Origin of the sequence: Actinophytocola gossypii, assembly GCF_025165815.1 — a bacterium.
GTDB classification, from domain to species: domain Bacteria; phylum Actinomycetota; class Actinomycetes; order Mycobacteriales; family Pseudonocardiaceae; genus Actinophytocola; species Actinophytocola gossypii.
Genome location: NZ_JAFFZE010000016.1, coordinates 442,315 through 466,972 on the forward strand (window position 1 = coordinate 442,315; position 24,658 = coordinate 466,972).

25 protein-coding genes and 1 tRNA gene are annotated in these 24,658 nt (G+C 70.3%); 9 read left to right on the forward strand and 17 right to left on the reverse strand.

Annotation, left to right across the window (positions count from 1 at the left end; all coding sequences use genetic code 11):
* Window positions 1-82 precede the first annotated feature (82 nt).
* The 3 genes from JT362_RS23410 to JT362_RS35450 all read right to left on the reverse strand — a co-directional run bounded on the left by JT362_RS23410 (window position 83) and on the right by JT362_RS35450 (window position 4,775).
* On the reverse strand, window positions 83-781 hold the full coding sequence (locus JT362_RS23410; RefSeq protein ID WP_260193793.1) for a TtfA family protein: 699 nt from the start codon (window positions 779-781) through the stop codon (window positions 83-85).
* Window positions 782-989: 208 nt separating this feature from the next.
* Window positions 990-3,575: an ATP-dependent chaperone ClpB gene (gene clpB, locus JT362_RS23415; protein ID WP_260193794.1), complete on the reverse strand. Its 2,586-nt coding sequence runs from the start codon at window positions 3,573-3,575 to the stop codon at window positions 990-992.
* Between the two features lie 234 nt (window positions 3,576-3,809).
* A complete protein-coding gene (locus tag JT362_RS35450; RefSeq protein WP_311202742.1) occupies window positions 3,810-4,775 on the reverse strand; it encodes a pyridoxamine 5'-phosphate oxidase family protein in 966 nt (321 codons plus the stop codon).
* Between the two features lie 231 nt (window positions 4,776-5,006).
* On the opposite strand from JT362_RS35450, the gene JT362_RS23425 reads away from it, so the two are divergent.
* Window positions 5,007-6,194 (forward strand): FAD-binding oxidoreductase, encoded by a 1,188-nt coding sequence (locus tag JT362_RS23425; RefSeq protein ID WP_375546547.1) that lies wholly within the window; start codon window positions 5,007-5,009, stop codon window positions 6,192-6,194.
* Window positions 6,195-6,629: 435 nt separating this feature from the next.
* On the opposite strand, the gene JT362_RS23430 is transcribed toward JT362_RS23425, so the two are convergent.
* The 5 genes from JT362_RS23430 to JT362_RS23450 form a co-directional block, all read right to left on the reverse strand.
* Entirely contained in the window at window positions 6,630-7,058 is a 429-nt protein-coding gene (locus JT362_RS23430; protein WP_260193795.1) for a heat shock protein transcriptional repressor HspR, read from the reverse strand.
* Window positions 7,058-8,245, reverse strand: coding sequence for a molecular chaperone DnaJ (gene dnaJ / locus JT362_RS23435; protein WP_260193796.1), 1,188 nt, complete (start codon window positions 8,243-8,245; stop codon window positions 7,058-7,060). Before dnaJ ends, JT362_RS23430 begins: the two co-directional genes overlap by 1 nt.
* Before the next feature lie 21 nt (window positions 8,246-8,266).
* Window positions 8,267-8,968, reverse strand: coding sequence for a nucleotide exchange factor GrpE (gene grpE / locus JT362_RS23440; protein WP_260193797.1), 702 nt, complete (start codon window positions 8,966-8,968; stop codon window positions 8,267-8,269).
* A gap of 68 nt (window positions 8,969-9,036) precedes the next feature.
* Window positions 9,037-10,902 (reverse strand): molecular chaperone DnaK, encoded by a 1,866-nt coding sequence (gene dnaK, locus JT362_RS23445; RefSeq protein ID WP_260193798.1) that lies wholly within the window; start codon window positions 10,900-10,902, stop codon window positions 9,037-9,039.
* Window positions 10,903-11,054: 152 nt separating this feature from the next.
* Complete coding sequence (locus JT362_RS23450; protein WP_260193799.1) at window positions 11,055-11,774, reverse strand: DUF4097 family beta strand repeat-containing protein; 720 nt, start codon at window positions 11,772-11,774, stop codon at window positions 11,055-11,057.
* 126 nt (window positions 11,775-11,900) lie between these two features.
* On the opposite strand from JT362_RS23450, the gene JT362_RS23455 reads away from it, so the two are divergent.
* Window positions 11,901-13,100 carry an MFS transporter gene (locus JT362_RS23455; RefSeq protein ID WP_260193800.1) on the forward strand — a complete coding sequence of 400 codons (1,200 nt, stop codon included), beginning with the start codon at window positions 11,901-11,903 and terminating at the stop codon, window positions 13,098-13,100.
* Here JT362_RS23455 and dcd read toward each other — a convergent pair.
* A complete protein-coding gene (dcd, locus tag JT362_RS23460) occupies window positions 13,056-13,637 on the reverse strand; it encodes a dCTP deaminase (protein ID WP_260193801.1) in 582 nt (193 codons plus the stop codon). The genes JT362_RS23455 and dcd overlap by 45 nt on opposite strands.
* A 59-nt stretch (window positions 13,638-13,696) precedes the next feature.
* Here dcd and JT362_RS23465 point away from each other — a divergent pair.
* Together JT362_RS23465 and JT362_RS23470 are read left to right on the forward strand one after the other, a co-directional pair.
* Window positions 13,697-13,770: transfer RNA gene (locus JT362_RS23465), tRNA-Gly, on the forward strand.
* Window positions 13,771-14,217: 447 nt separating this feature from the next.
* On the forward strand, window positions 14,218-14,649 hold the full coding sequence (locus tag JT362_RS23470; RefSeq protein ID WP_260193802.1) for a hypothetical protein: 432 nt from the start codon (window positions 14,218-14,220) through the stop codon (window positions 14,647-14,649).
* 155 nt (window positions 14,650-14,804) lie between these two features.
* On the opposite strand, the gene JT362_RS23475 is transcribed toward JT362_RS23470, so the two are convergent.
* Window positions 14,805-15,356, reverse strand: a complete 552-nt coding sequence (locus JT362_RS23475) for a tyrosine-type recombinase/integrase (RefSeq protein ID WP_260193803.1) — start codon at window positions 15,354-15,356, stop codon at window positions 14,805-14,807.
* Between JT362_RS23475 and JT362_RS23480 the strand changes: the two genes are divergently transcribed.
* A complete protein-coding gene (locus JT362_RS23480) occupies window positions 15,355-15,636 on the forward strand; it encodes a GNAT family N-acetyltransferase (RefSeq protein WP_260193804.1) in 282 nt (93 codons plus the stop codon). The genes JT362_RS23475 and JT362_RS23480 overlap by 2 nt on opposite strands.
* Here JT362_RS23480 and JT362_RS23485 read toward each other — a convergent pair.
* The gene (locus tag JT362_RS23485) at window positions 15,580-15,852 is read right to left on the reverse strand and encodes an antibiotic biosynthesis monooxygenase (RefSeq protein ID WP_260193805.1); all 273 of its coding nucleotides are present in this window, start codon (window positions 15,850-15,852) and stop codon (window positions 15,580-15,582) included. The genes JT362_RS23480 and JT362_RS23485 overlap by 57 nt on opposite strands.
* Before the next feature lie 232 nt (window positions 15,853-16,084).
* Here JT362_RS23485 and JT362_RS23490 point away from each other — a divergent pair, with 232 nt between their 5' ends.
* Window positions 16,085-17,044, forward strand: a complete 960-nt coding sequence (locus tag JT362_RS23490; protein ID WP_260193844.1) for a GNAT family N-acetyltransferase — start codon at window positions 16,085-16,087, stop codon at window positions 17,042-17,044.
* On the opposite strand, the gene JT362_RS23495 is transcribed toward JT362_RS23490, so the two are convergent.
* The 5 genes from JT362_RS23495 to JT362_RS23515 all read right to left on the reverse strand — a co-directional run bounded on the left by JT362_RS23495 (window position 17,032) and on the right by JT362_RS23515 (window position 21,272).
* The gene (locus JT362_RS23495; protein WP_260193806.1) at window positions 17,032-19,398 is read right to left on the reverse strand and encodes an ATP-binding cassette domain-containing protein; all 2,367 of its coding nucleotides are present in this window, start codon (window positions 19,396-19,398) and stop codon (window positions 17,032-17,034) included. The two genes, JT362_RS23490 and JT362_RS23495, sit on opposite strands and share 13 nt — an antisense overlap.
* An 18-nt stretch (window positions 19,399-19,416) precedes the next feature.
* Window positions 19,417-19,860 (reverse strand): nitroreductase family deazaflavin-dependent oxidoreductase, encoded by a 444-nt coding sequence (locus tag JT362_RS23500; RefSeq protein WP_260193807.1) that lies wholly within the window; start codon window positions 19,858-19,860, stop codon window positions 19,417-19,419.
* Between the two features lie 73 nt (window positions 19,861-19,933).
* Entirely contained in the window at window positions 19,934-20,344 is a 411-nt protein-coding gene (locus JT362_RS23505) for a VOC family protein (protein WP_260193808.1), read from the reverse strand.
* Window positions 20,345-20,353: 9 nt separating this feature from the next.
* Window positions 20,354-20,797 carry a helix-turn-helix transcriptional regulator gene (locus JT362_RS23510; RefSeq protein ID WP_260193809.1) on the reverse strand — a complete coding sequence of 148 codons (444 nt, stop codon included), beginning with the start codon at window positions 20,795-20,797 and terminating at the stop codon, window positions 20,354-20,356.
* A gap of 19 nt (window positions 20,798-20,816) precedes the next feature.
* Complete coding sequence (locus tag JT362_RS23515; protein WP_260193810.1) at window positions 20,817-21,272, reverse strand: DUF4304 domain-containing protein; 456 nt, start codon at window positions 21,270-21,272, stop codon at window positions 20,817-20,819.
* A 141-nt stretch (window positions 21,273-21,413) separates the two neighbouring features.
* Between JT362_RS23515 and JT362_RS23520 the strand changes: the two genes are divergently transcribed.
* From JT362_RS23520 to JT362_RS23530, 3 genes are all read left to right on the forward strand, one after another.
* Window positions 21,414-22,103, forward strand: a complete 690-nt coding sequence (locus JT362_RS23520; RefSeq protein WP_260193811.1) for a response regulator transcription factor — start codon at window positions 21,414-21,416, stop codon at window positions 22,101-22,103.
* A gap of 98 nt (window positions 22,104-22,201) precedes the next feature.
* A complete protein-coding gene (locus JT362_RS23525) occupies window positions 22,202-24,034 on the forward strand; it encodes an acyl-CoA dehydrogenase (RefSeq protein ID WP_260193812.1) in 1,833 nt (610 codons plus the stop codon).
* 84 nt (window positions 24,035-24,118) lie between these two features.
* A complete protein-coding gene (locus JT362_RS23530; protein WP_260193813.1) occupies window positions 24,119-24,397 on the forward strand; it encodes a GlsB/YeaQ/YmgE family stress response membrane protein in 279 nt (92 codons plus the stop codon).
* Window positions 24,398-24,465: 68 nt separating this feature from the next.
* Here JT362_RS23530 and JT362_RS23535 read toward each other — a convergent pair.
* On the reverse strand, window positions 24,466-24,658 hold a 193-nt coding region (locus JT362_RS23535), incomplete at its 5' end, for an ALF repeat-containing protein (RefSeq protein ID WP_260193814.1).

Sequence of the window (24,658 nt, forward strand, 5' to 3'; positions counted from 1 at the left end):
CGGACACGGTAGTAGTTCACCGACCGGGTGGTCCGCGGAACCGCCGGGTTACTCGGTGTGTTGTCCGCTGTCGTTCGCTGTGTTACTCGGTGCGTTCGCCGTGCCGGCCGGTCGGGTGCTCGTGCTCGCCGACCGGGTCGATCTCGGCGTCGAAGGGATCGATGACGTCGGCGAGCTCGCCGATGCCGCGCAGCAGCCGCTCCAGCCGGGACGGGGTGGCGTGCGGGGCGGCGCCGGCCAGCACCCAGCCGTCCTCGATCCAGGCAACCGGGATGTCCGCGCCGATCTCCTCGGTGGCGTCGATCAGGTCCGGGGTGACCAGCCCGTGCGCGGCGGTGAGGTCGGAGACGAACGCGTACCGCTGGCCGACCGGGCCGAGCAGCTCGGGCATGTGTTCGCGCTGGAAGGGGGCGCTGGGCAGCCAGAGCTCGACCAGTGCCGGCAGCTTCCGCCGGCACTGCACGGCGGCGACGACCGCGGTCACCCGGCCGGCGTTCTCCAGGTCGAAGACGTAGACGCGGCGCCGGCCGTCGGCGGTGAAGGTGGAGCCGGCGACCACGTCACGGGCGACCCCGCCGCCGTGGAAGGCGATCGCGCCGCCCTCCCACTGGCTGGGCAGCAGCGGGTCGGTGTCCGCGAACTGCCACCCGCGCAGCGCGGCCCACCTGCGGCGTTCCCGGTTCCGGGAGGTCAGCCGGGCGCGGTCGCGCAGCAACATCGCGGCGCCGGCGAGCCCGGCCACCACCGCCACGACGAACCACAACCATGCCGGTATACCCACGGGGGAAGCGTAGTAGGCCCGCTCCCCGCGCCAAGATCACCGCCCCGGCGCGCCGTGTACAGCCGACTGGTCGAGGACAAAAGGGCAGGTGGTGGCCTCAACCCTCGCCGTCGGACCAACCCGCGGCCCTCCCAACGGCACCTCAGGGCACCGTGACGCGGCCCAGCAGCGAGTACCCGACCAACACCTACGAGTTCGGGGAGGCGGACTACCGGCCGACGACGAGTGCGGAGTTGTCGTCGGTGACGTCGACGCGGACGGTGTCGCCGTCGCGGATCTCGCCGGCCAGGAGACCCTTCGCCAGTTGGTCGCCGATGGCCGAGGAGACCAGGCGGCGCAGCGGACGGGCGCCGTAGACCGGGTCGAACCCGTTGAGCGCGAGCCAGTCCCGGGCGGACGGGCTTACCTCGAGGCTGAGCCTGCGGGCGGCGAGGCGCTTGGCGAGCTGGGCGACCTGGATGTCGACGATCGGGGTCAGCTCCTCGGTGGCCAGCGAGCCGAACACGACCACGTCGTCGAGGCGGTTGAGGAACTCCGGCTTGAAGTGGCGTTGCACCACCGCGAGCACGGCGTCCTTGCGCTGCCGCTCGTCGAGGGTGACGTCGGCGATGGCCGCCGAGCCCAGGTTCGAGGTGAGCACCAGGATCGTGTTGCGGAAGTCGACCGTGCGGCCCTGGCCGTCGGTCAGCCTGCCGTCGTCGAGGACCTGGAGCAGCACGTCGAACACGTCCGGGTGGGCCTTCTCGACCTCGTCCAGCAGCACCACGCTGTACGGGCGCCGCCGGACCGCCTCGGTGAGCTGGCCGCCCTGGTCGTAGCCGACGTAGCCGGGCGGGGCGCCGACCAGGCGGGCCACCGAGTGCTTCTCGGAGTACTCGCTCATGTCGATGCGCACCATCGCGCGCTCGTCGTCGAACAGGAACTCGGCCAGCGCCTTGGCCAGCTCGGTCTTGCCGACGCCGGTGGGGCCGAGGAACAGGAACGAGCCGGTCGGCCGGTCGGGATCCGCGACGCCCGCGCGGGCCCGGCGGACGGCGTCGGACACCACGCGCACGGCCTCGGTCTGGCCGACCACCCGCGCGCCGATGGCCTCCTCCATCCGCAGCAGCTTGGCGGTCTCGCCCTCCAGCAGCCGCCCGGCCGGGATGCCGGTCCACGCGGACACCACGTCCGCGACGTCGTCCGGGCCGACCTCCTCCTTGAGCATGGCCTGCTCCTCGGCGCGCGCCGCGGTGCGGGTGGCGGCATCGAGGTCCTTCTCCAGCGCCGGGATCCGGCCGTAGCGCAGCTCGGCGGCACGGCCGAGGTCGCCGTCGCGCTCGGCCCGCTCGGACTCGCCGCGCAGCTGTTCGAGCTGTTCCTTGAGCTCGCGGACCTGCTCGATGGAGCCCTTCTCGTTCTGCCAGCGGGCGGTCAGCGCGGAGAGCTCCTCGTGCCGCTCGGCCAGCTCGGCGCGCAGCGCGGCCAGCCGCTGGCGGGAGGCCTCGTCCTCCTCCTTGGCCAGCGCCATCTCCTCGATCTCCAGGCGGCGCACCGCGCGCTCCACCTCGTCGATCTCCACCGGCCGGGAGTCGATCTCCATCCGCAGCCGGGAGGCGGCCTCGTCGATCAGGTCGATGGCCTTGTCGGGCAGGAAGCGGGCGGTGATGTACCGGTCGGACAGCGACGCCGCGGCGACCAGCGCGCCGTCGGTGATCCGCACGCCGTGGTGCACCTCGTAGCGCTCCTTGAGGCCGCGCAGGATGCCGACGGTGTCCTCGGCCGACGGCTCGCCGACCAGCACCTGCTGGAAGCGCCGCTCCAGCGCGGCGTCCTTCTCGATGTGCTGGCGGTACTCGTCGAGCGTGGTGGCGCCGACCATGCGCAGTTCGCCGCGGGCGAGCATCGGCTTGATCATGTTTCCGGCGTCCATCGCGCCCTCGCCGGTGGCACCGGCGCCCACGATCGTGTGCAGCTCGTCGATGAACGTGATGACCTGGCCGGCGGACTCGGTGATCTCCTTGAGCACCGCCTTGAGCCGCTCCTCGAACTCGCCGCGGAACTTGGCGCCGGCGACCATCGCGCCGAGGTCGAGGCCGACCACGCGCTTGCCCCGCAGCGACTCGGGCACGTCACCGGCGACGATCCGCTGGGCCAGGCCCTCGACGATCGCGGTCTTGCCGACGCCCGGCTCGCCGATCAGCACCGGGTTGTTCTTGGTGCGGCGGGACAGCACCTGCACCACGCGGCGGATCTCGGCGTCGCGGCCGATGACCGGGTCGAGCTCGCCCTTGCGGGCCCGTTCGGTCAGGTCGACGCCGTACTTCTCCAGGGCCTGGTAGGTGCCCTCCGGGTCGGCGCTGGTGACCCTGGCCGAGCCGCGGACCTTGACGAAGGCCTCGCGCAGCGCGTCCGGGGTGGCGCCGTGCCGGTTGAGCAGGTCGGCCACCGCGCCGCCCTCGGTGGCCAGGCCGACCAGCAGGTGCTCGGTGGAGACGAACTCGTCGCCCATCTCGGTGGCGAGCTTCTGCGCGTGGGTGACCGCGCGCAGCGCCTGGCCGTCGAGCTGCGGCGCGGACACCGTGGATCCGGTGGCCGACGGCAGGGCGTTCGCCAGCTTGTCGAGCTCCTTGCGGACCACCCCCGGGTCCGCGCCGACGGCCGCGAGCAGCGGCGCGGTCAGGCCGTCGCCCTGGGCGAGCAGGGCACCGAGCAGGTGCACCGGCTTGACGTCCGGGTTGCCGGCCACGGTCGCGGCCTGGGCCGCCGACGAGATCGCCTGCTGGGTCTTCGTCGTCGGGTTGAAAGCGTCCATCCCCTCACCTCACGTGTGTCGCACTCACCAGGTACAACGTCAGCAAAGTTGAGTCAGTTCCGCTCAACTCGGTTGTTTCCCGGTGTCGCGTCCCATCGTGCCGTGCTCACCCACATGTACCAACAGGGTTGTCCACAGGTGCTCCACACCTGTCCACAATCCCCAGTTCCCTGTCCACAGGGCGCGCTCGCGGCCGAGGACGGACGCTGACGGACACCGCCAGGCGGGTGTATTTCAGCGAGTGGCGCCCTGGTCGGCCCGCACCCCGAAGTAGTCGCCGCCCTTGCGGCGGGCGTCGTCGGTGCCCCACTCCCGGTTCCTGGCGACCGGCTGCAGCCGGGGGATGTGCTTGCGGCAGTGCACGTAGGCCTCCTCGACGTGCACCACGACCCAGCGCTCGGGGATCCGGCCGCGCTCGAACTCCTGTGGCAGCTGGGGGCGCTCGGCGCGCAGCTCGGCGTCGTCGACGATGCCGGCGCGGCCGTTGACGTGCAGGCCGATGAGGTCGCGCACGAAGTCGATCATCAGCAGTGCGACGTGCGGGTTCTCGCTGATGTTGCCGAGGCTCGCGAGCACGCCGTTGCCCCGGTACTCCGGGTAGGCGATCCGCCGGTCGTCGAGCACGTGCAGGAAGCCGGGCGGGCCGGCGCGGAAGGTGGTGTCGCACTCGCCCGCGGCGTCCGCGGTGCCGACGAAGGCCATCTCCATGCGGCCGACGAACACGATCATCTCGTCGTTGAGCCGGTCGAGGACCTGGTCGCGGTAGAAACGCCGGGCGCGGTCCTGGGTGCCGTAGGCGCACTGGAGCAGGTGCTCGCCGCGGGAGCCGGGCAGGTCGCGCTGCGACTCGGGCAGCGGCGGCCGGAGCGGCGGGAGTTGCGGGGCCTGGGGGTGTGCGATCGGGGGCTGCGGATTGCCGGGTGGCCTGCCGGTGCGATCGTCCCGGAAGTGCGGATTGCCGGGCGGCCTGCCGGTGCGGTCGTCTCGGGGGTGCGGCGGCTGGGCCGGCGGCCGGAGTGGTCCCGGCGCGCTCGGCGGTCCGGGTTGCGCCGTTCGGCCGATCGGGTGAAATTTCCAGGTCGGCCCGTCCGCCGGGGGCGGCTGCGGCCGGCGGGCCGGGGCCGCGGATCCGTCCGCGATCTCGAGGTCCAGCAGTGCTGGTCCGGCCACACCGGTGGGGGGCACCACGTCTCGACGCACGGCGGACACGGTTTCATAACGGCGGAACGACCGGGCAGCCGCCCCATCGCGATGTAACCCGAAAGCGTGAACGCGACCACGCTTCGTAGTACCCACTCACACGAAAGTGCCACGAGTGCGGACAACTGGGGAGATTCCGTCTAGGGTCCTCATGTCGGGGATGGGTGACCGCGAACTCAACGGGCGGCGTCGCGCCCCGGGACGCCGAGAGGTGGAGTCAGTGCCCCGACCATGACAGCCAACGCACTTGTGAGCCCGCTCCCGCATCACCCGCGGCACGAGCACGTCGAGGATCCCACAGACCCGGTCGGCGCGATGGTGCGGCTGGTGCGCGAGAGCTTCGCCGTCGTCGAGCACCACTCCGAGCGGGTCGCCGAGCACTTCTACGCGACGCTGTTCGCGATCGCGCCGGCGACGCGCGAGATGTTCCCGGTGAACATGCAGGTCCAGCGGTCCCGGCTGCTGCGTGCGCTGGTGCACGTGGTGCAGATGGTGGACCGCCCGGACGACCTGCTGCCGTTCCTGCGCCAGCTCGGTCGAGACCACCGGAAGTTCGGCGTGGTCGCCAGCCACTACGAGGCGGTCGGGATGGCCCTGCTGGCGGGGGTCAAGCAGTACGCCGGCAACGCGTGGACCGACGACGTGGAACGCGCCTGGGCCGAGGCGTACACGATCATGGCGCGGGCCATGCTGGAGGCGGCGTCCGCGGACGACAGCCCGGCGTGGTGGCCGGCGACGGTGGTGGAACGGCACCGGATCGAGCGCGACCTGGCGATCGTGCGGGTGCGGCCGGACTATCCGTTGCCGTATCACCCTGGTCAGTACGTGAGCGTGGAGACGCCGCAGCGGCCGCGGCTGTGGCGGTACCTGACGCCGGCGACCGCGCCTCGCGAGGACGGGTTGCTGGAGTTCCACGTGCGGTCGGTCGAGGGCGGCTGGGTCAGCCGGGCGATCGTGGGGCATTCGGAGCCGGGTGATCAGTGGCGGATCGGGCCGCCGATGGGGCGGATCCGGGTGGACCGGGACGCTGGGCGCGATGTGGTGATGGTCGCTGGCGGGACCGGGATCGCTCCGATGCGGGCGATTGTCGATCATTTGGCGAAGTGGGGCGAGAATCCTCGGGTGCACCTGTTTTTCGGGGGGCGGGTGCGGCAGGACCTTTACGACCTGGAGAACCTGCGGATGCTGGCGGCTACGAACCCGTGGTTGAAGGTGGTTCCGGTGTTGGAGTCGGAACCCGGGCTGGCTGGGGTCGAGCACGGGACGTTGGCGGATGTGGTGACCAGGTACGGGGCTTGGGAGGACCACGACGTGCTGGTCTCGGGGTCGCCGGCGATGGTTCGGTCGACGGTGTCGAGGATGTTGGTGGCCGGGACGTCGTTGGATCGGATCACTTACGATCCGTTCACTGTGGACTGAGGTATGCGGGCTGGGTGTCCCTGGGGGCAGGCCCTACCGGGCAAGGCTGGCGCCTGCCCGCCCCAGACCCGCCGGAACCCCGGACCCGCTTTTCGCGCCGTTTGATGAGGTTGCCGTGCGCGCCTCGGGGCTCCCGGTCGCCTCGGGACTCCCGGTCGGGTGGGATCCCTCCGGTCTGCGGGGCCACAGTTGCGCGACCACGAGTCGACACGGTCGGCCAGTTGCGCGACCACGAGTCGACACGGTCGGCCAGTTACGCGGCCGCCGATCGACACGGTCGGCCAGTTACGCGGCCGCCAGTCGACGCGGTCGGCCAGTTACGCGGCCGCCAGTCGACGCGGCCGCCAGTTACGCGGCCGCCAGTCGACGCGGGCCGCCCGTCGACCCGGGCCGCCATCGACGCGGCCGGCCTGCTGCGGGCGTTCGGTTGGGCGGTCAGCGCTTTTTCGGGCGCCACACCACGAGCGCGGTCTGCTGGCGGACGGGGACCAGTTCGTTGCGGTAGGAGCGGTGGATGGCGGCGGCGGCCTGTTCCGCTGCGGCGTGTACGGCGGCCAGTTCCTCGGTCAGCTCGGCTACTCGGGTTCGTAGGGCGTCCGCTTCGTGTTCCAGTTCGATGATGCGTTTGATGCCGGCCAGGTTGACGCCCTGTTCCTGGGACAGGCGTTGTACCTCGCGGAGTAGGGCTATGTCGCGCATCGAATATCTCCGGCCGCCGCCGGAGGTGCGGCCGGGAGAGACCAGGCCCATGCGGTCGTAGCCGCGCAGGGTTTGGGCGTGTAGGCCGGAGAGTTCGGCGGCCACGGAGATCACGAAGACCGGGGTGTCCTCGTCGGCGCCGGGTGGGAACGGGAATCCGGACATCACGACCCTCCTCGTTGCTCCAGCATCGCGGTCAGGTCCGGGCGGGGGTCGTGGCCTTCGGTGGCCGCGAGGTACTCCTGGAGGGCGGTTCTGGCTTTGTCGTCCATCTTCTCCGGGACCGCTACCTGCAGGGTGACCAGGAGGTCGCCGATCTGGCCGTCGCGTTTGGCGATGCCCTTGCCTCGGACGCGGAGGACTCGGCCGGTGGCGGTGCCGGGGGCGACCCTCAGGGTGACCTTGTCGTCGAGGGTGGGGACCGTGAGGGTGGTGCCCAGGGCCAACTCCGGGAAGGTGACCGGGACCTTGATGGTCAGGTCGTTGCCGTTGCGGCCGAAGACGCGGTGCGGGGTCACGTGGACGCGCACGTACAGATCCCCGGCGTGGCCGCCGTTGCCGCCTGGTTCGCCCTGTTCGGCCAGGCGGATGCGCTGGTCGTCGTTGACGCCTGGGGGGATTCGGACGGTCAGGGTCCTGGTTCTGGTGCTGACGCCGTCGCCGCCGCACTCGGTGCACGGGTCGTCGACTATGCGGCCGGTGCCTCGGCAGTCGCGGCAGGGCTCGCTGAACGAGAACGCGCCCTGGCTGCGGTTGAGGAGACCGACGCCGGCGCAGGTCGGGCAGGTGCGGGGGGTTGTGCCGGGCTTGGCGCCGGAGCCGTGGCAGGTGCCGCAGGTGGACGGGCTGGAGAGGCGGAGCGGGACCGTCGCACCCTTGACCGCCTCGACGAAGTCGATGCGGACCTCGGTCTCCACGTCGGCGCCTCGGCGGGGGCGGTTGGCCGCGTTGGCGGTGCCGCCTCGGCGGCCGAACAGGTTGCCGAGGAGGTCGCTGATGCCGCCACCGGCCGCGGCACCCTGTTGCTGGCCGCCGAACAGGTCGCCGAAGTCGAACGTGGACCCGCCGCCGCCGGTGCCGAAGCCGCCGAAGCCGCCGGGGCGGAACCCGCCGGACCCGAACAGCCGGCGGGCCTCGTCGTACTGCTTGCGCTTCTCACCGTCCCCGAGCACGCCGTAGGCCTCGGACACGGCCTTGAACCGGGTCTCGGCCTGGGTGTTGCCGGGGTTGGCGTCCGGGTGCAGCTCGCGCGCCAGCTTGCGGTACGCCTTCTTGATCTCGGCGTCGCTGGCGTCGGACGAGACGCCCAACTCGTGGTAGAAGTCCTTGTCGATCCAGTCCCTCGCACTCATCGGACGTCCCCTCCCTCCTTGTCAGTTCTTGTCGTCGGGTTCGGCTTCGGACACCTCGGCGGGCTCGAACCAGTCGGCCTGCGCCTCCTCGGCCGGCGCGGCGGCACCGCCGGGCTCGTGGTCGGTGACGGCCACCAGCGCCGCGCGCACCACCCGGTCGCCGAAGCGGTAGCCGCGGCGCAGTACGGCGGTGACCGTCGGGCCGCTGACGTCCGGCGACGTGTCGTGCTGGACGGCCTCGTGCACCGACGGGTCGAACGGCTCACCGTCGTGCCCGAAGGACTCCAGGCCGACGCGGTCGAGGGTGACCACGAGCTTGTCGGCCACCGCCTTGAACGCGCCGGTCAGGTCGCCGTGCTGGGCCGCGCGCTCGATGTCGTCGAGCACCGGCAGCAGCTCGGTGGCCACGGACGCCTTCGCCCGGGCGGTCTCGGCCTCCCGGTCGCGGTCGATCCGCTTGCGGTAGTTGGCGTACTCGGCCTGCAACCGCTGCAGGTCGGCGGTGCGCTCGTCGAGCTGCGCCTTGAGCTCGGCCTCCTGGCCGGGGGCCTCGACCGGGGCCGCCTGCTCCGGCAGGGGCTCGGTGCCCGGCTCGGTGACGGGCTCGGTGACGGGCTCCGTGACGGGCTCCGTGACGGGTGCCGGCTCGCCGGTGGCGGCCGCCGGCTCCTCCGGCGGCCGCACCTGCCCGGTCAGCGGGTCGATTCGACGGCGGTCGCGCACGACGACTCGCGGCTCCTCTCCGGGATCGGCTCCGAGCCCCTCGGGGCTCCCGCCGGGTCGTTCCGAGGTCACTTCTTGCCGTCCTCGTCGACGATCTCGGCGTCCACGACATCCTCGGCACCCTGGCCGGACTGGCCGCCCGGCTGCTCACCGCCCGGCGCGTCGGCGCCGCCCTCGCCGCCCGGCTGGGCGCCGGTCTGGGCGTACATCGCCGAGCCCATGGCCTGCGACTCGGTGGCGAGCTTCTCCATCGCGGTCTTGATGGCCGCGGTGTCGGTGCCCTTGAGGGACTCCTGCGCCTCGGCGATCGCGGCGTTGACCTTGTCCTTGACCTCGCCCGGGATCTTCTCGTCGTTGTCCTTGACGAACTTCTCCGTCTGGTAGACGAGCGTCTCGGCCTGGTTGCGGACCTCGGCCTCCTCGCGACGGCGCTTGTCCTCCTCGGCGTGCGCCTCGGCGTCCTTGACCATGCGGTCGATGTCGTCCTTCGGCAGCGCGGAGCCGCCGGTGATGGTCATCGACTGCTCCTTGCCGGTGCCCAGGTCCTTCGCGTTGACGTGCACGATGCCGTTCGCGTCGATGTCGAAGGTGACCTCGATCTGCGGGACGCCGCGGGGTGCCGGCGGGATGCCGGTGAGGTCGAAGGTGCCCAGCTTCTTGTTGTGCACCGCGATCTCGCGCTCACCCTGGAAGACCTGGATGCCGACGGTGGTCTGGCCGTCGTCGGCGGTGGAGAAGATCTCCGACCGCTTGGTGGGGATGGTCGTGTTCCGCTCGATGAGCTTGGTGAACACGCCGCCCTTGGTCTCGATGCCCAGCGACAGCGGGGTGACGTCCAGCAGCAACACGTCCTTGACGTCGCCGCGCAGCACGCCGGCCTGCAGGGTCGCGCCGATCGCGACGACCTCGTCCGGGTTGACGCCCTTGTTCGGCTCCTGGCCGCCGGTCAGCTCCTTGACCAGGTCGGACACCGCGGGCATCCGGGTGGAGCCGCCGACCAGGACCACGTGGTCGATGTCGCCGACCTTGATGCCGGCGTCCTTGATCACGTTGTTGAACGGCGACCGGGTGCGGTCCAGCAGGTCGCTGGTGATCCGCTGGAACTCGGCGCGGGTCAGCGTCTCGTCGAGGAACATCGGGTTCTTCTCGGCGTCGACGGTGATGTACGGCAGGTTGATGTTGGCGCTGTTCGAGCTGGACAGCTCGATCTTGGCCTTCTCCGCCGCCTCGCGGATGCGCTGCAGCGCCATCTTGTCCTTGTTCAGGTCGATGCCGTTGGACTGCTTGAACTTGTCCACCAGCCAGTCGACGATGCGCTGGTCCCAGTCGTCGCCACCGAGGTGGTTGTCGCCGGACGTCGCGCGGACCTCGACCACGCCCTCGCCGATCTCCAGCAGGGACACGTCGAACGTGCCGCCGCCGAGGTCGAAGACGAGGATGGTCTGCTCCTTCTCGCCCTTGTCCAGGCCGTAGGCCAGGGCGGCCGCGGTCGGCTCGTTGACGATCCGCAGCACGTTCAGGCCGGCGATCTGCCCGGCCTCCTTGGTGGCCTGCCGCTGGGCGTCCTCGAAGTAGGCGGGCACGGTGATCACCGCGTCGGTGACCGTGTCGCCGAGGTAGGCCTCCGCGTCGCGCTTGAGCTTCATCAGCACGCGCGCGCTGATCTCCTGCGCGGAGTACGCCTTGCCGTCGACCTCGGTCTTCCAGTCGGTGCCCATGTGCCGCTTGACCGAGCGGACCGTGCGGTCCACGTTGGTCACGGCCTGGTTCTTCGCCGGCTGGCCGACGAGCACCTCGCCGTTCTTGGCGAAGGCAACGACGGACGGGGTGGTCCGCGAACCCTCGGAGTTGGCGATCACCGTCGGCTCACCGCCCTCGAGGACGGCGACGACGGAGTTGGTCGTCCCCAGGTCGATACCGACCGCTCGCGCCATGGTGGGTTTCCCTCCTGCTCTTTCTCTGGTTCGGTTGAGCCTGTACCGCTCAAGTCCGCGACAGCGATCCTACGCCTTGCCGATCTGGACTTGAGCCCCCGGCGCTCAACCTTTCTGCTCCCTCAACGCGGGAGGGTGGCGAATGGTTCCCGTCAGGCTCGGTGGACGGTCACGTCGCCGCTGTCGGCCCGCAGGTGGAGCTCGTGCTCGGCGGTGTCGTCGCTGGTCACGTCGCTGGTGACCTCGCCGCTGTCGGCGTTGGCGGTGACCTGGTACGTGCCGTCCGGAACGGCGACGTCGATGTCGCCACTGTCCGCGTCGACCCGGACGTCCGCGGGATCGGTGAGGGCGACGGTGGCGTTGCCGGAGTTCACCCGCACCTGGGCCGTGCCGCCGATGCCGTCCAGCTCGACGTTTCCGGAGCTCGCCTCGACGTTGACCGGGCCGGTCACGTCGCGGACGGTGACGTTGCCCGAGCTGGCCTGGACGTTGGCCTCGTCGACCCCGGTGACCTCGGCGTTGCCGGAGTCGAGGCTGCCGTCGACGGTGACCCCCTCCGGCACCACGACCTCGTAGTCGATCCAGCAGTCCTCGACCGGGCAGGGCGCCAGGGTCAGCACCCCGTTCTCGACGCGGTGGGTGGTGTCCGGCTGCTCGTCCTCGTAGTGGATCACCCGCTTGACCGTCGGCGCGTCACCGGTCGTGATGGTGACGTTGCCGGCGTCGTTGTCGAACAGAACGCTGGTGACGTCGCCGGTGATCCCGGTCTCGTCGGTGGCCTTCTCCTTGGTGATGTCCCACCCGCACGCGCTCAGCACGCCCAGCCCGGCCAGCACCACCGCGCCACCCGCGACCACTCGACCGATGCCCATGTCAGAACCCCTTTTGCTCAGTCTTCCTGCGTCGACTCGACGCTATGGCCCCGGGGGTCGCGGGAACATCCGGGACGCCCCCGAGCCGGACCGGGGGTTGTCCCCCATCGGGCTACCGTGCCGGGCATGGCGCGACGCTGGCTCATCCTCGTGGTCGGGGTCGTGGCCCAGGCGACGACGTCGAGTTTCCTGTACGGGCTGCCGTTCCTGATCCCGGAGCTGCGGGCGTCGCACGGGGTGTCGCTGACCGAGGCGGGCCTGCTGGTGTCGGCGCCGCTGCTGGGGTTGCTGTGCGCGCTGGTGGCGTGGGGCGCTGCGGCGGACCGCTACGGCGAGCGGCTGGTGATGGCGGCCGGGCTGCTCGCCAACGGGGTGCTGCTGGCGGCGGCGCTGTTCCTGCCGGGGCTGGTGCTGTTCGGGTGCGGGCTGCTGCTGGCCGGCGCGGCGGGGGCGTCGGTGAACGCGGCCAGCGGGCGGGTGGTGCTGGGGTGGTTCTCGGCGCGGGAACGCGGCCTGGCGATGGGCCTGCGGCAGACCGCGCAGCCACTCGGTCTCGGCCTGGCGGCGGCGACCCTGCCGGTGCTCGGCGAACGGTTTGGTGCCGTGGTGGCGCTGGCGCTGCCGGCGGGGTTGTGCGTGCTGGCCGGCGTGCTGGTGCTGGTGGTGGTCGTGGATCCACCGCGGCCGCCGCGCCCCGCGGTCACGTCGTCGCCGTACCGGGCCGGCCCGAGGGCGACGCTGCTGCGCCTGCACGCGGCGAGCGCGCTGCTGGTGGGGCCGCAGTTCGTGGCGGCGACGTTCGCGGTGACGTTCCTGGTGTCGGAGCGCGGGTGGAGCCCGGTGGACGCCGGCCGGCTGGTGGCGGTGGTGCAGGTGGTCGGGGCCGCGGGCCGGATCGTGGCCGGGGTGTGGTCGGACCGGGTGGGTAACCGGCTGGGGCCGATGCGGGTGATCGCCGTGCTGGCGCTGGTGACGATGGTGGCGTGGTCGGTGGGGGACGTACTTGGTTCGTGGCTGGCGGTGGCCGGGCTGGTGGCGGCGCTGGTGGTGTCGGTGACGGACAACGGCCTCGGCTTCACGGCGACCGCGGAGCTGGCCGGGCCGTTCTGGGCCGGACGGGCGCTCGGGGTGCAGAACACGGGCCAGAACGCGGTGGCGATGGTGGCCGCGCCGGCGTTCGGGGCGTTGATCACGGCGTTCGGGTACCCGGTGGCGCTGGCGGTGGCGGCCGTGTTCCCGCTGGCCGGGGCGGTGCTGACGCCGGTGGCCGGGGAGCGCCGGCTAGCGGCTGGTGTCGATGCGGTGGAAGTTGAGGTACGCCCGTGAGGGGGTGGGGCCGCGCTGGCCCTGGTAGCGGGAGCCGGCGGCGGTGGAGCCGTAGGGGTTCTCGGCGGCGCTGGAGAGGCGGAAGAGGCAGAGCTGGCCGATCTTCATGCCGGGCCACAGGGTGATGGGGAGGTTGGCGACGTTGGAGAGTTCGAGCGTGATGTGCCCCTCGAACCCCGGGTCGATGAAGCCGGCGGTCGAGTGGGTCAGCAGACCAAGCCGCCCCAGACTCGACTTGCCCTCGAGCCGTCCGGCGAGGTCGTCCGGCAGCGCGACGGCCTCGAAGGTCGACCCGAGCACGAACTCACCCGGGTGGAGGACGAACGGTCCGTCGTCCCCCGCCTCGACGAGGGTGGTCAGGTCGTCCTGCTGCTGACTGGGGTCGATGTGGGTGTACCTGGTGTTGTTGAAGACCCGGAAGTACCGGTCCAGCCGCACGTCGACACTGGACGGCTGCACCATGGCGTCGTCACAGGGGTCGATCCGCAGGCGCCCGTCCGCGAGTTCCGCGCGGAGGTCCCGATCACTCAGCAACACCCGCTCACCCTAGCCACAGCCACCGTGTAGCATCAGCGATGCCCCGCCGCCGGGGCCCTGCGGATGTAGTTCAATGGTAGAACATCAGCTTCCCAAGCTGAGAACGCGGGTTCGATTCCCGTCATCCGCTCCACGCCAGAAGCCCCAGGTCACAGGTAGTCCATTGTGAACTGGGGCTTCTGTCATCTTGTAACGAGCAACACCGTCGTGCCCCTCACGTGCCCCTATTGCCCCCCACCCGAGTACGTGGGTTCCGAGGGCACCACGCCTGCATGCCCGCGCGTTCCTCGGCGCGACGTCGAGCGCAGCGCGCCACACGAAAGGCCATCCGCTCCACCCGCTGAACACTGCCCCGTTCAGGATGGTTCTCTCGTTTCAAGGCGTCCCTGTCGGGCCAACTACAGCACTGACACTGAAGGTCACTCGTCACTCGTGGACACTGGTGGACACACAGTCAGCCACGCAATAGAAGCGTTCGGGCCTACGACACGCCGCCATACTCGCTCGGCGGACGGGGTGACGTCTGCTACGGTTCTCTCTGTCGCCCACTACATGAGCGTTCAGACTGGAGGTGAGGTCGTTGCCCAAGTTCGAGGTGTTCACCAAGCGCATGGTCCCGCTTGCTGAGAAGCCATACGTGACCATCCAGAAGCGCGGCAACCTCGCGCTCAACAAGTCAGCTCATGCAGCGTTGGGAGAGCCGAAAGCAGTGGAACTGCTCTTCGACCCTGAGGCGAAGGTCATCGGCTTTAGAGCGATCGAAACCGACGTGGAGCACGCGTACCCGATTCGCAGCCAAGGCGGCAAGGACATCGGGCCTTATCTGGTTGCGGGCACCGCGTTCACCAAGTACTACGGCATCGACACGACAATGGCGCGGCGGTTCCCCGCAACGATGGACGATGGCGTCCTATGCATTGACTTGAGCCAGCCAGGCACTGTCGTCAGTAGCAACCGAAAAGGCCGCGGGCGCCACCAGCAAGGTGATGACCAGCCCGCGGCCGAACGGTAGAGGTCTCCCCGAGAGGTTGCCGTCCAGGTACGACGGAACCTTGGTGGCATGGGAGAGGGGTGGGGCGCCGTCCAGGTACGACGGGCCCCACCCACTTACCTCTCCCGTTGATCGTACCCCCTCTTGTCGAGGGGGAATCGCCCAGCCACGCCGACCTACTCGCGTTTTCCCAGGTCTAGGTGGTTGTCAACCAGCCGGGACAGTCGGCTCGCGATCGCCTGATCAGCCTCACTACTCGCATGTTGGTAGATGAGCGCGGCCCGCATGTCGTCGTGGCCCATGCGCGTCATGAGGTCTCGCGTTGAGGTTCCTGCCTGTGCCGCCCAGGTGTTGCCCGCGTGCCGCAGGTCGTGGAAGTGCAGGCCGGTGAGCCTCATCTTCGTGACCGTGGCTGTCCACTTCACCCGCTGGTTGAAGTTCGGCCGTCGCAGCGCCCCGCCGTTCTCGCCGGTGAATACGAGCGCGTCTCGCGACCCCTTAGTGTAGGTCTCCAGGTGCCGGAGGATGTCCGGCCGGACAGCGGTCGGCAGCGTGAGCGTCCGCGCGCCCGCCTTCGACTTTGGCGGGCCGACGATGAGCCCTTTCTCCGTCGACTCGACGAACGCGCGGGTGATGCGCACCCAGCTCGCGTCCTCGGCGATGTCGCACCGTCGCAGCGCCGACACCTCACCCCACCGGAGTGAAGCGAACGCGGCCAGGAGAACCATGGCCCGGAACCGCGCGGGCATGCCGGAGGCGTGGGGGCGTGGGTACGCCGCCGAGGCGGGTGCGGCGGCACTCGGCTGGTTCGCCGGCGCGTTTCCTGGTGAGCCGGTGGTGCTCTGCACCCAGACCGCCAACGATCGGGCCAGGCGCGTCGCGGTGAAGTTGGGCTTCAGTGAGGTGGAGCGGTTCGAGGAGTTCGGCGCCGAGCAGTGGTTCGGGGTGTGGTCAGGAGTCGTAGCTGGCGACGGGGTCGACCCGGACCGGCGGCTCCTGGAGGGCTAGTTCGCGGGCGATGTCGGGGATCTCGGGGTCCGCGAGGAATCCCTGGTAGTCCTCTTCCTTCCAGTCGAAGAACACCCAGATTCGGTCGGGGTCCTCCGGGTCCCGGAACAGGTGGGCGCCCTTGCATCCGTGCTCCCTTCTCTTCTCGACGCCTCTGGTCGAGAAGGTCTCCACGAACCGGTCGAAGTCGGCGGCCCGGACGACGGTGACGATCATGGCTCCTCCAACTGACGGCGATTCCCCCGCGGGTCGAAATCCAGTTGTGTGCGGGAGCGTCATGGCATAGATGTTGCCGCCTGGGCTCCGGTGGCAGGACCTGGGGCCACGACACCGAGAGGAGGGATAAGCCGATGCTTCCCAAGATCATTGCGCTTGTGTTCTCCGGAGGCGCGAACCGCACCTGATCCGGAGCGGGCAGGCGCCTTCGAAACCGGAGTGTGCCTTGAGTGTGGAACAGCACGACCTGACCATGCGCCCGATCGCCGGGCGCGACGAACTCGACCTCTTCACCCGACTGCCCTACGGCCTCAACCACGAACTCGACGACGACCTCGTCGCCGGTCGGCGGCGGCCGGAATGGATGTGGGTCGCCCTTCGGGGGGACCGGCCGGTGGCGCGGGTCGCCTGGTGGGGGCGGGCCGGAGACGACACGCCGTTCCTGTTGGACGTCCTCGATCTCGACGACAGCGGCGACCGCGTGGACCTCGGCGTGCGGTTGCTGGAACGGGCCATGGCCGACGTGGTTCCGGCCGGGACCCGGCCGCCCGAGTACGTGCGGATGATCCCGCCCGACTGGCGGGCGGACACCGCCGCCCGGCGCGACGTCGAGGACCGCATGGCCGTGCTGGAACGCGCCGGTGCGCGGCTGTTCGTGGAACGGCTGCGGTTCGACTGGCATCCCGGGACGGCGATCCCCGAGCCGACGGGGCGACTGCGGTTCCGGCCCGTCCGGGACACCGAAGAGATCCTCGACCTGATGACCCGGGTTCTCGACGGGACACTGGACGCGCACGGCCGGGACGACCTCACCCGCATGTCCCCGCGCGAAGCCGCCGTCCGGCACTACGAGGACGAGCTCGCGCACTACCGCGCCCCGCGGGACTGGTGGCGGGTCGCCACCCTGCCGGACGGCGAGCCGGTCGGGTTCGTCACCCCGGCGCGCAACGACTACAACCCGATCATCGGCTACATCGCGGTGCTGCCGGCGCACCGGGGCAACGGGCACATCGACGACCTGCTCGCCGAGGGCACCCGGATCCTGGCCACTCAGGGCGTGCCGAGGATCCGGGCGGCAACGGACCTCGGCAACACCCCGATGGCGAACGCGTTCCGTCGCCTCGGCTACGTCGACTTCGAGCGGTCGATCAACATGACCTGGCCTGATCAACCGACGAATCAGCCGACGTAGGCCGCCAGGTGCTCGCCGGTGAGGGTGCTGGGGTTGGCCACCAGGTCGGCAGGGGTGCCCTCGAACACGATCCGGCCGCCGTCGTGGCCCGCGCCCGGCCCCAGGTCGATGAGCCAGTCGGCGTGAGCCATCACGGCCTGGTGGTGCTCGATGACGATCACCGACTTGCCGGCGTCGACGAGGCGGTCCAGCAGGCCGAGCAGGTGCTCGACGTCGGCCAGGTGCAGGCCGGTCGTCGGCTCGTCGAGGACGTAGACGCCGCCCTTGTCTCCCATGTGGACGGCCAGCTTGAGGCGCTGGCGCTCGCCGCCGGACAACGTGGTCAGGGGCTGGCCGAGGCTGAGGTAGCCGAGGCCGACGTCCACCAGGCGTTCGAGGATCTTGTGTGCCGCCGGGGTACGGGCCTCGCCGTCGCCGAAGAACTCCTCGGCCTCGGTCACCGACATCGCGAGCACCTCGCTGATGTCGCGGCCGCCGAGGCGGTACTCCAGCACCGACGCGTCGAACCGCCTGCCCTCGCACTCCTCGCAGGTGGTGGCGACGCCGGCCATCATCGCGAGGTCGGTGTAGACCACGCCGGCGCCGTTGCAGTTCGGGCAGGCGCCCTCGGAGTTCGCGCTGAACAGGGCCGGCTTCACGCCGTTGGCCTTGGCGAACGCCTTGCGGATCGGCTCGAGCAGACCGGTGTAGGTCGCGGGGTTGCTCCGGCGCGAGCCGCGGATCGGGCTCTGGTCGACCGACACCACCCCCTCGTCGGCCGGGATCGAGCCGTTGACCAGGGAACTCTTGCCGGATCCCGCGACGCCGGTGACGACGACGAGCACGCCGAGCGGGATGTCCACGTCCACCTTGCGCAGGTTGTGCGCGGACGCGCCGCGGATCTCCAGCGAACCGGTCGGCTCGCGCACCGTCTCCTTGACCGCCGCCCGGTCGCCGAGGTGCCGGCCGGTCAGGCTGCCGCTGGCGCGCAGCCCGTCGACGGTGCCCTCGAAGCAGACCGTGCCGCCCGCCGTGCCGGCACCGGGACCGAGGTCGACGACGTGGTCGGCGATCTCGATCGTCTCCGGCTCGTGCTCCACGACGAGCACCGTGTTCCCCTTGTCGCGCAGGCGCAGGAGCAGGGTGTTCATCCGCTGGATGTCGTGCGGGTGCATGCCGGTCGTCGGCTCGTCGAAGACGTAGGTCACGTCGGTGAGCGAGGAGCCGAGCTGGCGGATCAGCTTGGTGCGCTGGGCCTCGCCGCCGGACAGCGTGCCAGCCGACCGGTCGAGGCTCAGGTAGCCCAACCCGATCTCCACGAACGAGTCGAGCTGGTGACGCAGCTTGGCCAGCAGCGGCGCCACCGACGGCTCGTCCAGCCCGCGGACCCACTCGGCCAGGTCGCTGATCTGCATCGCGCAGGCGTCGGCGATGTTGATGCCCTTGATCTTCGACGACCTTGCCGTCGCGGACAGCCGGGTGCCGTCGCAGTCGGGGCAGGTGGTGAAGGTGACCGCCCGGTCGACGAACGCCCGGATGTGCGGCTGCATCGACTCCTTGTCCTTGGACAGGAACGACTTCTGGATCTTGGGGATCAGGCCCTCGTAGGTGAGGGTCGAGCCCTCGACCTTGACCTTGGTGGCCTCCCGGTACAGGAAGTTGTCCATCTCCTTCTTGGTGAACTCGCGGATCGGCTTGTTCGGGTCCAGGAAGCCCGAGTCGGCGTAGATCCGCACCGTCCACCAGCTGTCCGACTTCCAGCCGGGGATGGTGAACGCTCCCTCGGCGATCGACTTCGAGTCGTCGTAGAGCTGGGTGAGGTCGATGTCGTTGACCTTGCCCCGGCCCTCGCACCGAGGGCACATGCCGCCGGTGAGGTTGAAGCTGCGGCGTTCCTTCACCGTCCGGCCGGCCTTCTCCATGGTCACCGCGCCCGACCCGCTGATCGAGGCGACGTTGAACGAGAACGCCTGCGCCGAGCCGATGTGCGGCTGCCCGAGCCGGCTGAACAGGATGCGCAGCAGCGCGCCGGTGTCGGTGGCGGTGCCGACCGTCGACCGCGGGTCGGAGCCCATCCGCTGCTGGTCGACGATGATCGCGGTGGTCAACCCGTCGAGCACGTCGACGTCCGGCCTGGCCAGCGTGGGCATGAAGCCCTGCAGGAAGGCGCTGTAGGTCTCGTTGATCATCCGCTGCGACTCGGCGGCGATCGTGTCGAACACCAGGGAGCTCTTGCCCGAACCGGAGACCCCGGTGAACACCGTCAGCCGTCGCTTCGGGATCTCGATGCTGACGTTCTTGAGGTTGTTCTCCCGCGCGCCGTGCACCCGGATCAGCCCGTGGCTGTCGGCGACGTGCGGCGTGGCCTTGCTCATCGTGTCTCCATGTTCGGGCTAGCGCGGGCTGAGTCGGATGACCGGATACCGCCGGTCGGACTTGTTCTGGTACTTGGCGAGGCGGGGCTGGGCGGCCGTGATGCGCTGCCACGCCCGTTCGCGGTCAGCGCCGTCGAGCTGGTTCGGCGTGACCGGCACGGCCTCGCCGCCGGCCAGCTCGACGGCCACGCGGTCGGGGTGGGCGGTCAGGTTGGCGTGCCAGTCCGGGTGCCGGCTCCCCCCACCCGAGGCCACGACCAGCCGCGCGTCGTCGCCGTCGGCGACCCACATGACGGGCGTCTCCCTCGGCTGTCCGCTCCGGCGACCCACGGTGTGCAGGATAAGCACGTCCATGCCCATGGCCACGCCGCGTCCACCTCGGATCCTGCGGTTCATCCTGGCGTTCATCGTGCGCTGCATCCAGCGCGAGAACGCTCCGGGGGTTCCTGGTTCGCGGGTCATCTGTCGTCTCCCATCGCGGCCCCGCGGTCGCCTGCGGTTCGCGCATCGTGCGGTTGCCCGCCCGGGCGGTCGGTCAGCGGACTTCGAAGATCCGGATCATGCTGCCCGCGGGGTCGCGGAAGGCGCAGTCACGGACGCCCCACGGCTGGTCGGTCGGCTCCTGGACGACCTCGGCGTCGCCGGCCTGCAGCCGCTCGAAGGTGCTGTCGAGATCCTTCGTGGCCAGGTTGATGCCGGCGTAGGTGCCCTTGGCCATCATCTCGGTGACGACCCGGCGTTCCTCGTCGGTGATGCCGGGGTCGGCGAACGGCGGGTGCAGGACGATCGACGTTTCCGGCTGGCCGGGCGGGCCGACGGTGATCCAGTGCTGGTCGCCGTACTCGACCTCCTGCCGGACCTCGAAACCGAGGGTGTCGCGGTAGAAGGCCAGCGAGGCCTGCGGGTCGTCGTGGGGAAGAAATGCCTGGTGAATGGTGATGTCCATGCGGTCACGCTAGCCGCGGCCGGCGACCGGTGCTTCTCGATTCCTGACCGGCCGGGTGACCCGTTTCGCCACGCACGGCGGCATCCCCTGGGTCGCCCGCGGCGCCTGCCTGCGGTACGCGCTGGGCGACATCCCGACCAGCTCGGTGAAGCGGGTGCTGAAGGTGCCCAACGACGAGCAGCCGACCGCGAAGCACACCTCGGTGACGCTGAGGTCGCCGCGGAGCAGCAGCGCCATCGCCCGTTCGATGCGCCGGGTCATCAGATAGGAGTACGGCGACTCTCCGTAGGCGGCCCGGAACCGCCGGCTGAGGTGCCCGGCGGACATGTGCACCCCCCGAGCGAGCGCCTCGACGTTCAGCGGCTGCGCGTACTCCCGGTCGATCCGGTCCCGGACCCGGCGGAGCAGCGCGAGGTCACGCAGGTGCTGCCGCGTCGCGTCCGGTCCGCTCACGTGCGCGATCGTGCCACATTTATTCCGGCGGCATGCGGGTGCGCATGGCGGGGAGGGCGAACTCGCGGACCGCGGTGAGGACCTCGTTGGCGAGGGAGTCGAAGGGGCGGCCGACCTCGAGTTCCCACCAGAGTTCGCCGATGGGGTGGCCGGCGACGGTGACCAGTTCGCCGATCGGGGCCTGCCACCCGGCGTGGCTCTGGGTGACCTCGCCGGCGGGGTAGTACGGGCGGACGCGCAGTTGTTCGGCCCACTCGTCGCGGGAGATGACACCGACGTGGACGGTGAAGCGGACGGCGCGGGCGGTGAAGGACCTGGCCTGTTCCACCAGGACCTCGCCCCAGTGGCGGACGCCCTCGATCCGGAACCGGCGGCCGACGCCGAAGAAGCCGAGCGCGCGCAGGCCAGGGGCCAGGTTCGTGTCGACCATGAACCTGAACCAGTCCTGCGCGTTGCGCTCGATGTCGGATTCCACAGTGCCACCAACAGTAGTGGCCCGACCCCGTCCAGTGCTAAGTGTTCGTCGTCGCTTGCCACCCCCGCAAAACGCCGTCACGGCCACCGGTGACCGACGTCCCTGAGTCGACTGGGCGCCGGCGAGAAGAACGGGACGGCCGTGAGCAGCTACGACAGAAGCATCGGGGTGGCCATCGTCGACGGCACGCCCCTGGTCCGGGAGGGTCTCGCCGCGCTCGTCCACCGCACGCCCGGCTTGCGCTGGATCGGGGCGGCCGAGTCCGCCGTGCTCGGGCAGCGGCTGTGCGAACGGCTGCGACCCGGTGTGGTCCTCGTCGACTCCTCGCTCGACCCGCGTGGGCACCTCGTCCAGGCGCTCACCGCGGGCAACCGGGAGATCGGGGTCGTGCTGCTCGTCGCCGACGCGCAGCGGACCGCGCGGCACCTCACGGTCGCGTTCACCGCCGGGGTGCGGGGGGCGCTGCGGCGGACCGCGCAGCCGGGCGAGGTGCTGCGCGCGATCCAGGCCGTGCACCTCGACGGGCGCTACCTCGACCCGGTCCTCGCCCCGATGCTCGCGACCCCGGCCCCGCCGCCGGCGCGCCGGCCCCGGCAGGCGCTCTCCCGCCGTGAGCACCAGGTCCTGCAGCTGATCGCCGACGGGCTGGAGAACCAGGCCATCGCCGACCTGCTCTTCGTCTCCGTCGAGACCGTCCGCACGCACGTCAAGAGCATCCTGCGCAAGCTCGCCTCGCGGGACCGCACGCACGCGGTGGCGATCGCGTTCCGCTCTGGCGTGCTGGTCGTGGACGACGAGCACGTGCCGGGCTCGCGGGTCGCTCGCGACTGAACAGGCGTTCTCCCCGGGGTCACTTGCCCGAGCTACCGGCAAGTAATATCCTGAAGTTACCGCCGAGTAGGGGAAGCTGAGAAAGACGGGGAGCCACCATGGGCCACTACCAGAGCAACGTGCGTGACCTCGAGTTCAACCTGTTCGAGGTCTTCCGGATCCAGCAGCGGCTCGGCACGGGCGTCCTGGCCGAGTCCGACGAGGAGACCGTGCGCGGCGTACTCGCGGAGCTGAACAACCTGGCCACCGGGCCGCTCGCCGACTCGTTCACCGAGGGCGACCGCAACCCGCCGGTGTTCGACCCCGCCACCCATTCGGTCACGCTGCCGGAGGGCTTCCGCAAGGCCTACCAGCGACTCTGGGACGGCGAGTGGTGGCGCCTCGCGCTCACCAACGACCTCGGCGGCCTCGGTCTCCCGCCGTCGGTGCAGTGGGCCGCCGCCGAGCTCGTGCTCGGCGCGAACCCGCCGCTGTTCATGTACCTGTCCGGCCCGAGCATGGCCCAGGTGCTGTACCAGAACGGCACCGACGAGCAGAAGCGCTGGGCCAAGCTGATGATCGACCGCGGCTGGGGCGCCACCATGGTGCTCACCGAGCCGGACGCCGGCTCCGACGTCGGCGCCGGGCGCGCCAAGGCGGTGAAGCAGGACGACGGCTCCTGGCACATCGACGGCGTGAAGCGGTTCATCACCTCGGGTGAGCACGACCTCAGCGAGAACATCGCCCACCTGGTGCTGGCCCGTCCCGAGGGCGCGGGCCCGGGCACCAAGGGCCTGTCGCTGTTCTTCGTGCCGAAGTTCCTCTTCGACGGCGAGACCGGTGAGCTCGGCGAGCGCAACGGCGTCTACGTCACCGGCGTCGAGCACAAGATGGGCATCAAGGTCTCCACCACCTGCGAGCTGTCGTTCGGCCAGCACGACGTGCCGGCCAAGGGCTGGCTGGTCGGCGAGGTGCACGACGGCATCGCGCAGATGTTCCAGGTCATCGAGTACGCGCGGATGATGGTCGGCACCAAGGCAATCGCGACGCTGTCCACCGGGTACCTGAACGCGCTGAGCTACGCCAAGGAGCGGGTGCAGGGCGCCGACCTCACCCAGATGACGGACAAGACCGCGCCGCGGGTCACCATCACCCACCACCCGGACGTGCGGCGCAGCCTGATGCTGCAGAAGGCCTACGCCGAGGGCCTGCGCGCGGTGTACCTCTACACCGCCACCATGCAGGACGTCGAGTGGACCGGCGAGGGCACCGACGAGGAGCGTGCGCTCGCCGCCCGGGTCAACGACCTGCTGCTGCCGGTGGTCAAGGGTGTCGGGTCCGAGCGGGCCTACGAGCAGCTCGCCCAGTCGCTGCAGACGCTCGGCGGCTCTGGCTTCCTGCAGGATTACCCGATCGAGCAGTACATCCGCGACTCGAAGATCGACTCCCTGTACGAGGGCACCACGGCGATCCAGTCGATGGACTTCTTCTTCCGCAAGATCGTCCGCGACAAGGGCACCGCGCTCACCCACCTCGCCGGCCAGATCTCCGCGTTCATCGAGGCGGAGAGCGGCAACGGCCGGCTCAAGGAGGAGCGCGCGCTGCTCAAGCAGGCCCTCGAGGACGTGCAGGGCATGCTCGGCGCGATGATCGGCTACCTGACCGCGGCGCAGGAGGACACGGCGAGCGTCTACCGGGTCGGCCAGCACAGTGTTCGGCTGCTGATGGCCGCGGGCGACCTGCTGGTCGGGTGGCTGCTGCAGCGGCAGGCGGAGGTGGCGATCGCGGCGCTGGACGCCGGGGCGACGGGCAAGGACAAGGCCTTCTACGAGGGCAAGATCGCCGTCGCGTCGTTCTTCGCGCGCAACGTGCTGCCGGAGCTGTCGGCCGGCCGCCGGATCGTCGAGTCGGCCGACAACTCGCTGATGGAGCTGGACGAAGCGGCTTTCTGAGCCGATTCGTGATGCCGGCCGAGGTGTGACCTCCGCGGATCAGTGGTACCTGTGGTGTACCACTCAATACGCTGAGGAGCAGCTATGTGGTCAGTGAGCGCAATTATCGGCCTGCTCATCGCCGGAATCATCCTGGGAATCCTCGGGCGGTTGCTCGCTCCGGGTCGCCAGGCGATCCCGTTCTGGCTGACCATCCTCGCCGGCATCGTCGGTGCGCTGGTCGGCAACCTCGTCGCCGGCTGGACGGGGGTGGCGGAAACCGACGGCTTCGACTGGTGGCGGCACATCTTCCAGGTCATCGCGGCGGTGATCGCGGTGGTCCTGGCGGCGTCGCTGTACCCGAAGGCACGCGCCCGCACCTGAGTCATCCGAACGGGAACGGGGCCTCGGCGTTTGTCGCCGCGGCCCCGTTCGTTCTCCTGTCCTGCTCGCTATGCCGGCTGAGCCGCACAGGCGTCGAGCGCGCGGGCGACGTAGAGGCCGTGGTTGAGGAACGTCAGGAAGGTGTCGACCGAACCCTCGTCGAGCGCTTCCTGTGCCGCCGCCTGAACATTGGCGCCGGCACCCGGATCTCCCATCGTCCTGAGCACCGTACCGCGCAGATCCATCGTCCAATGGATCCTC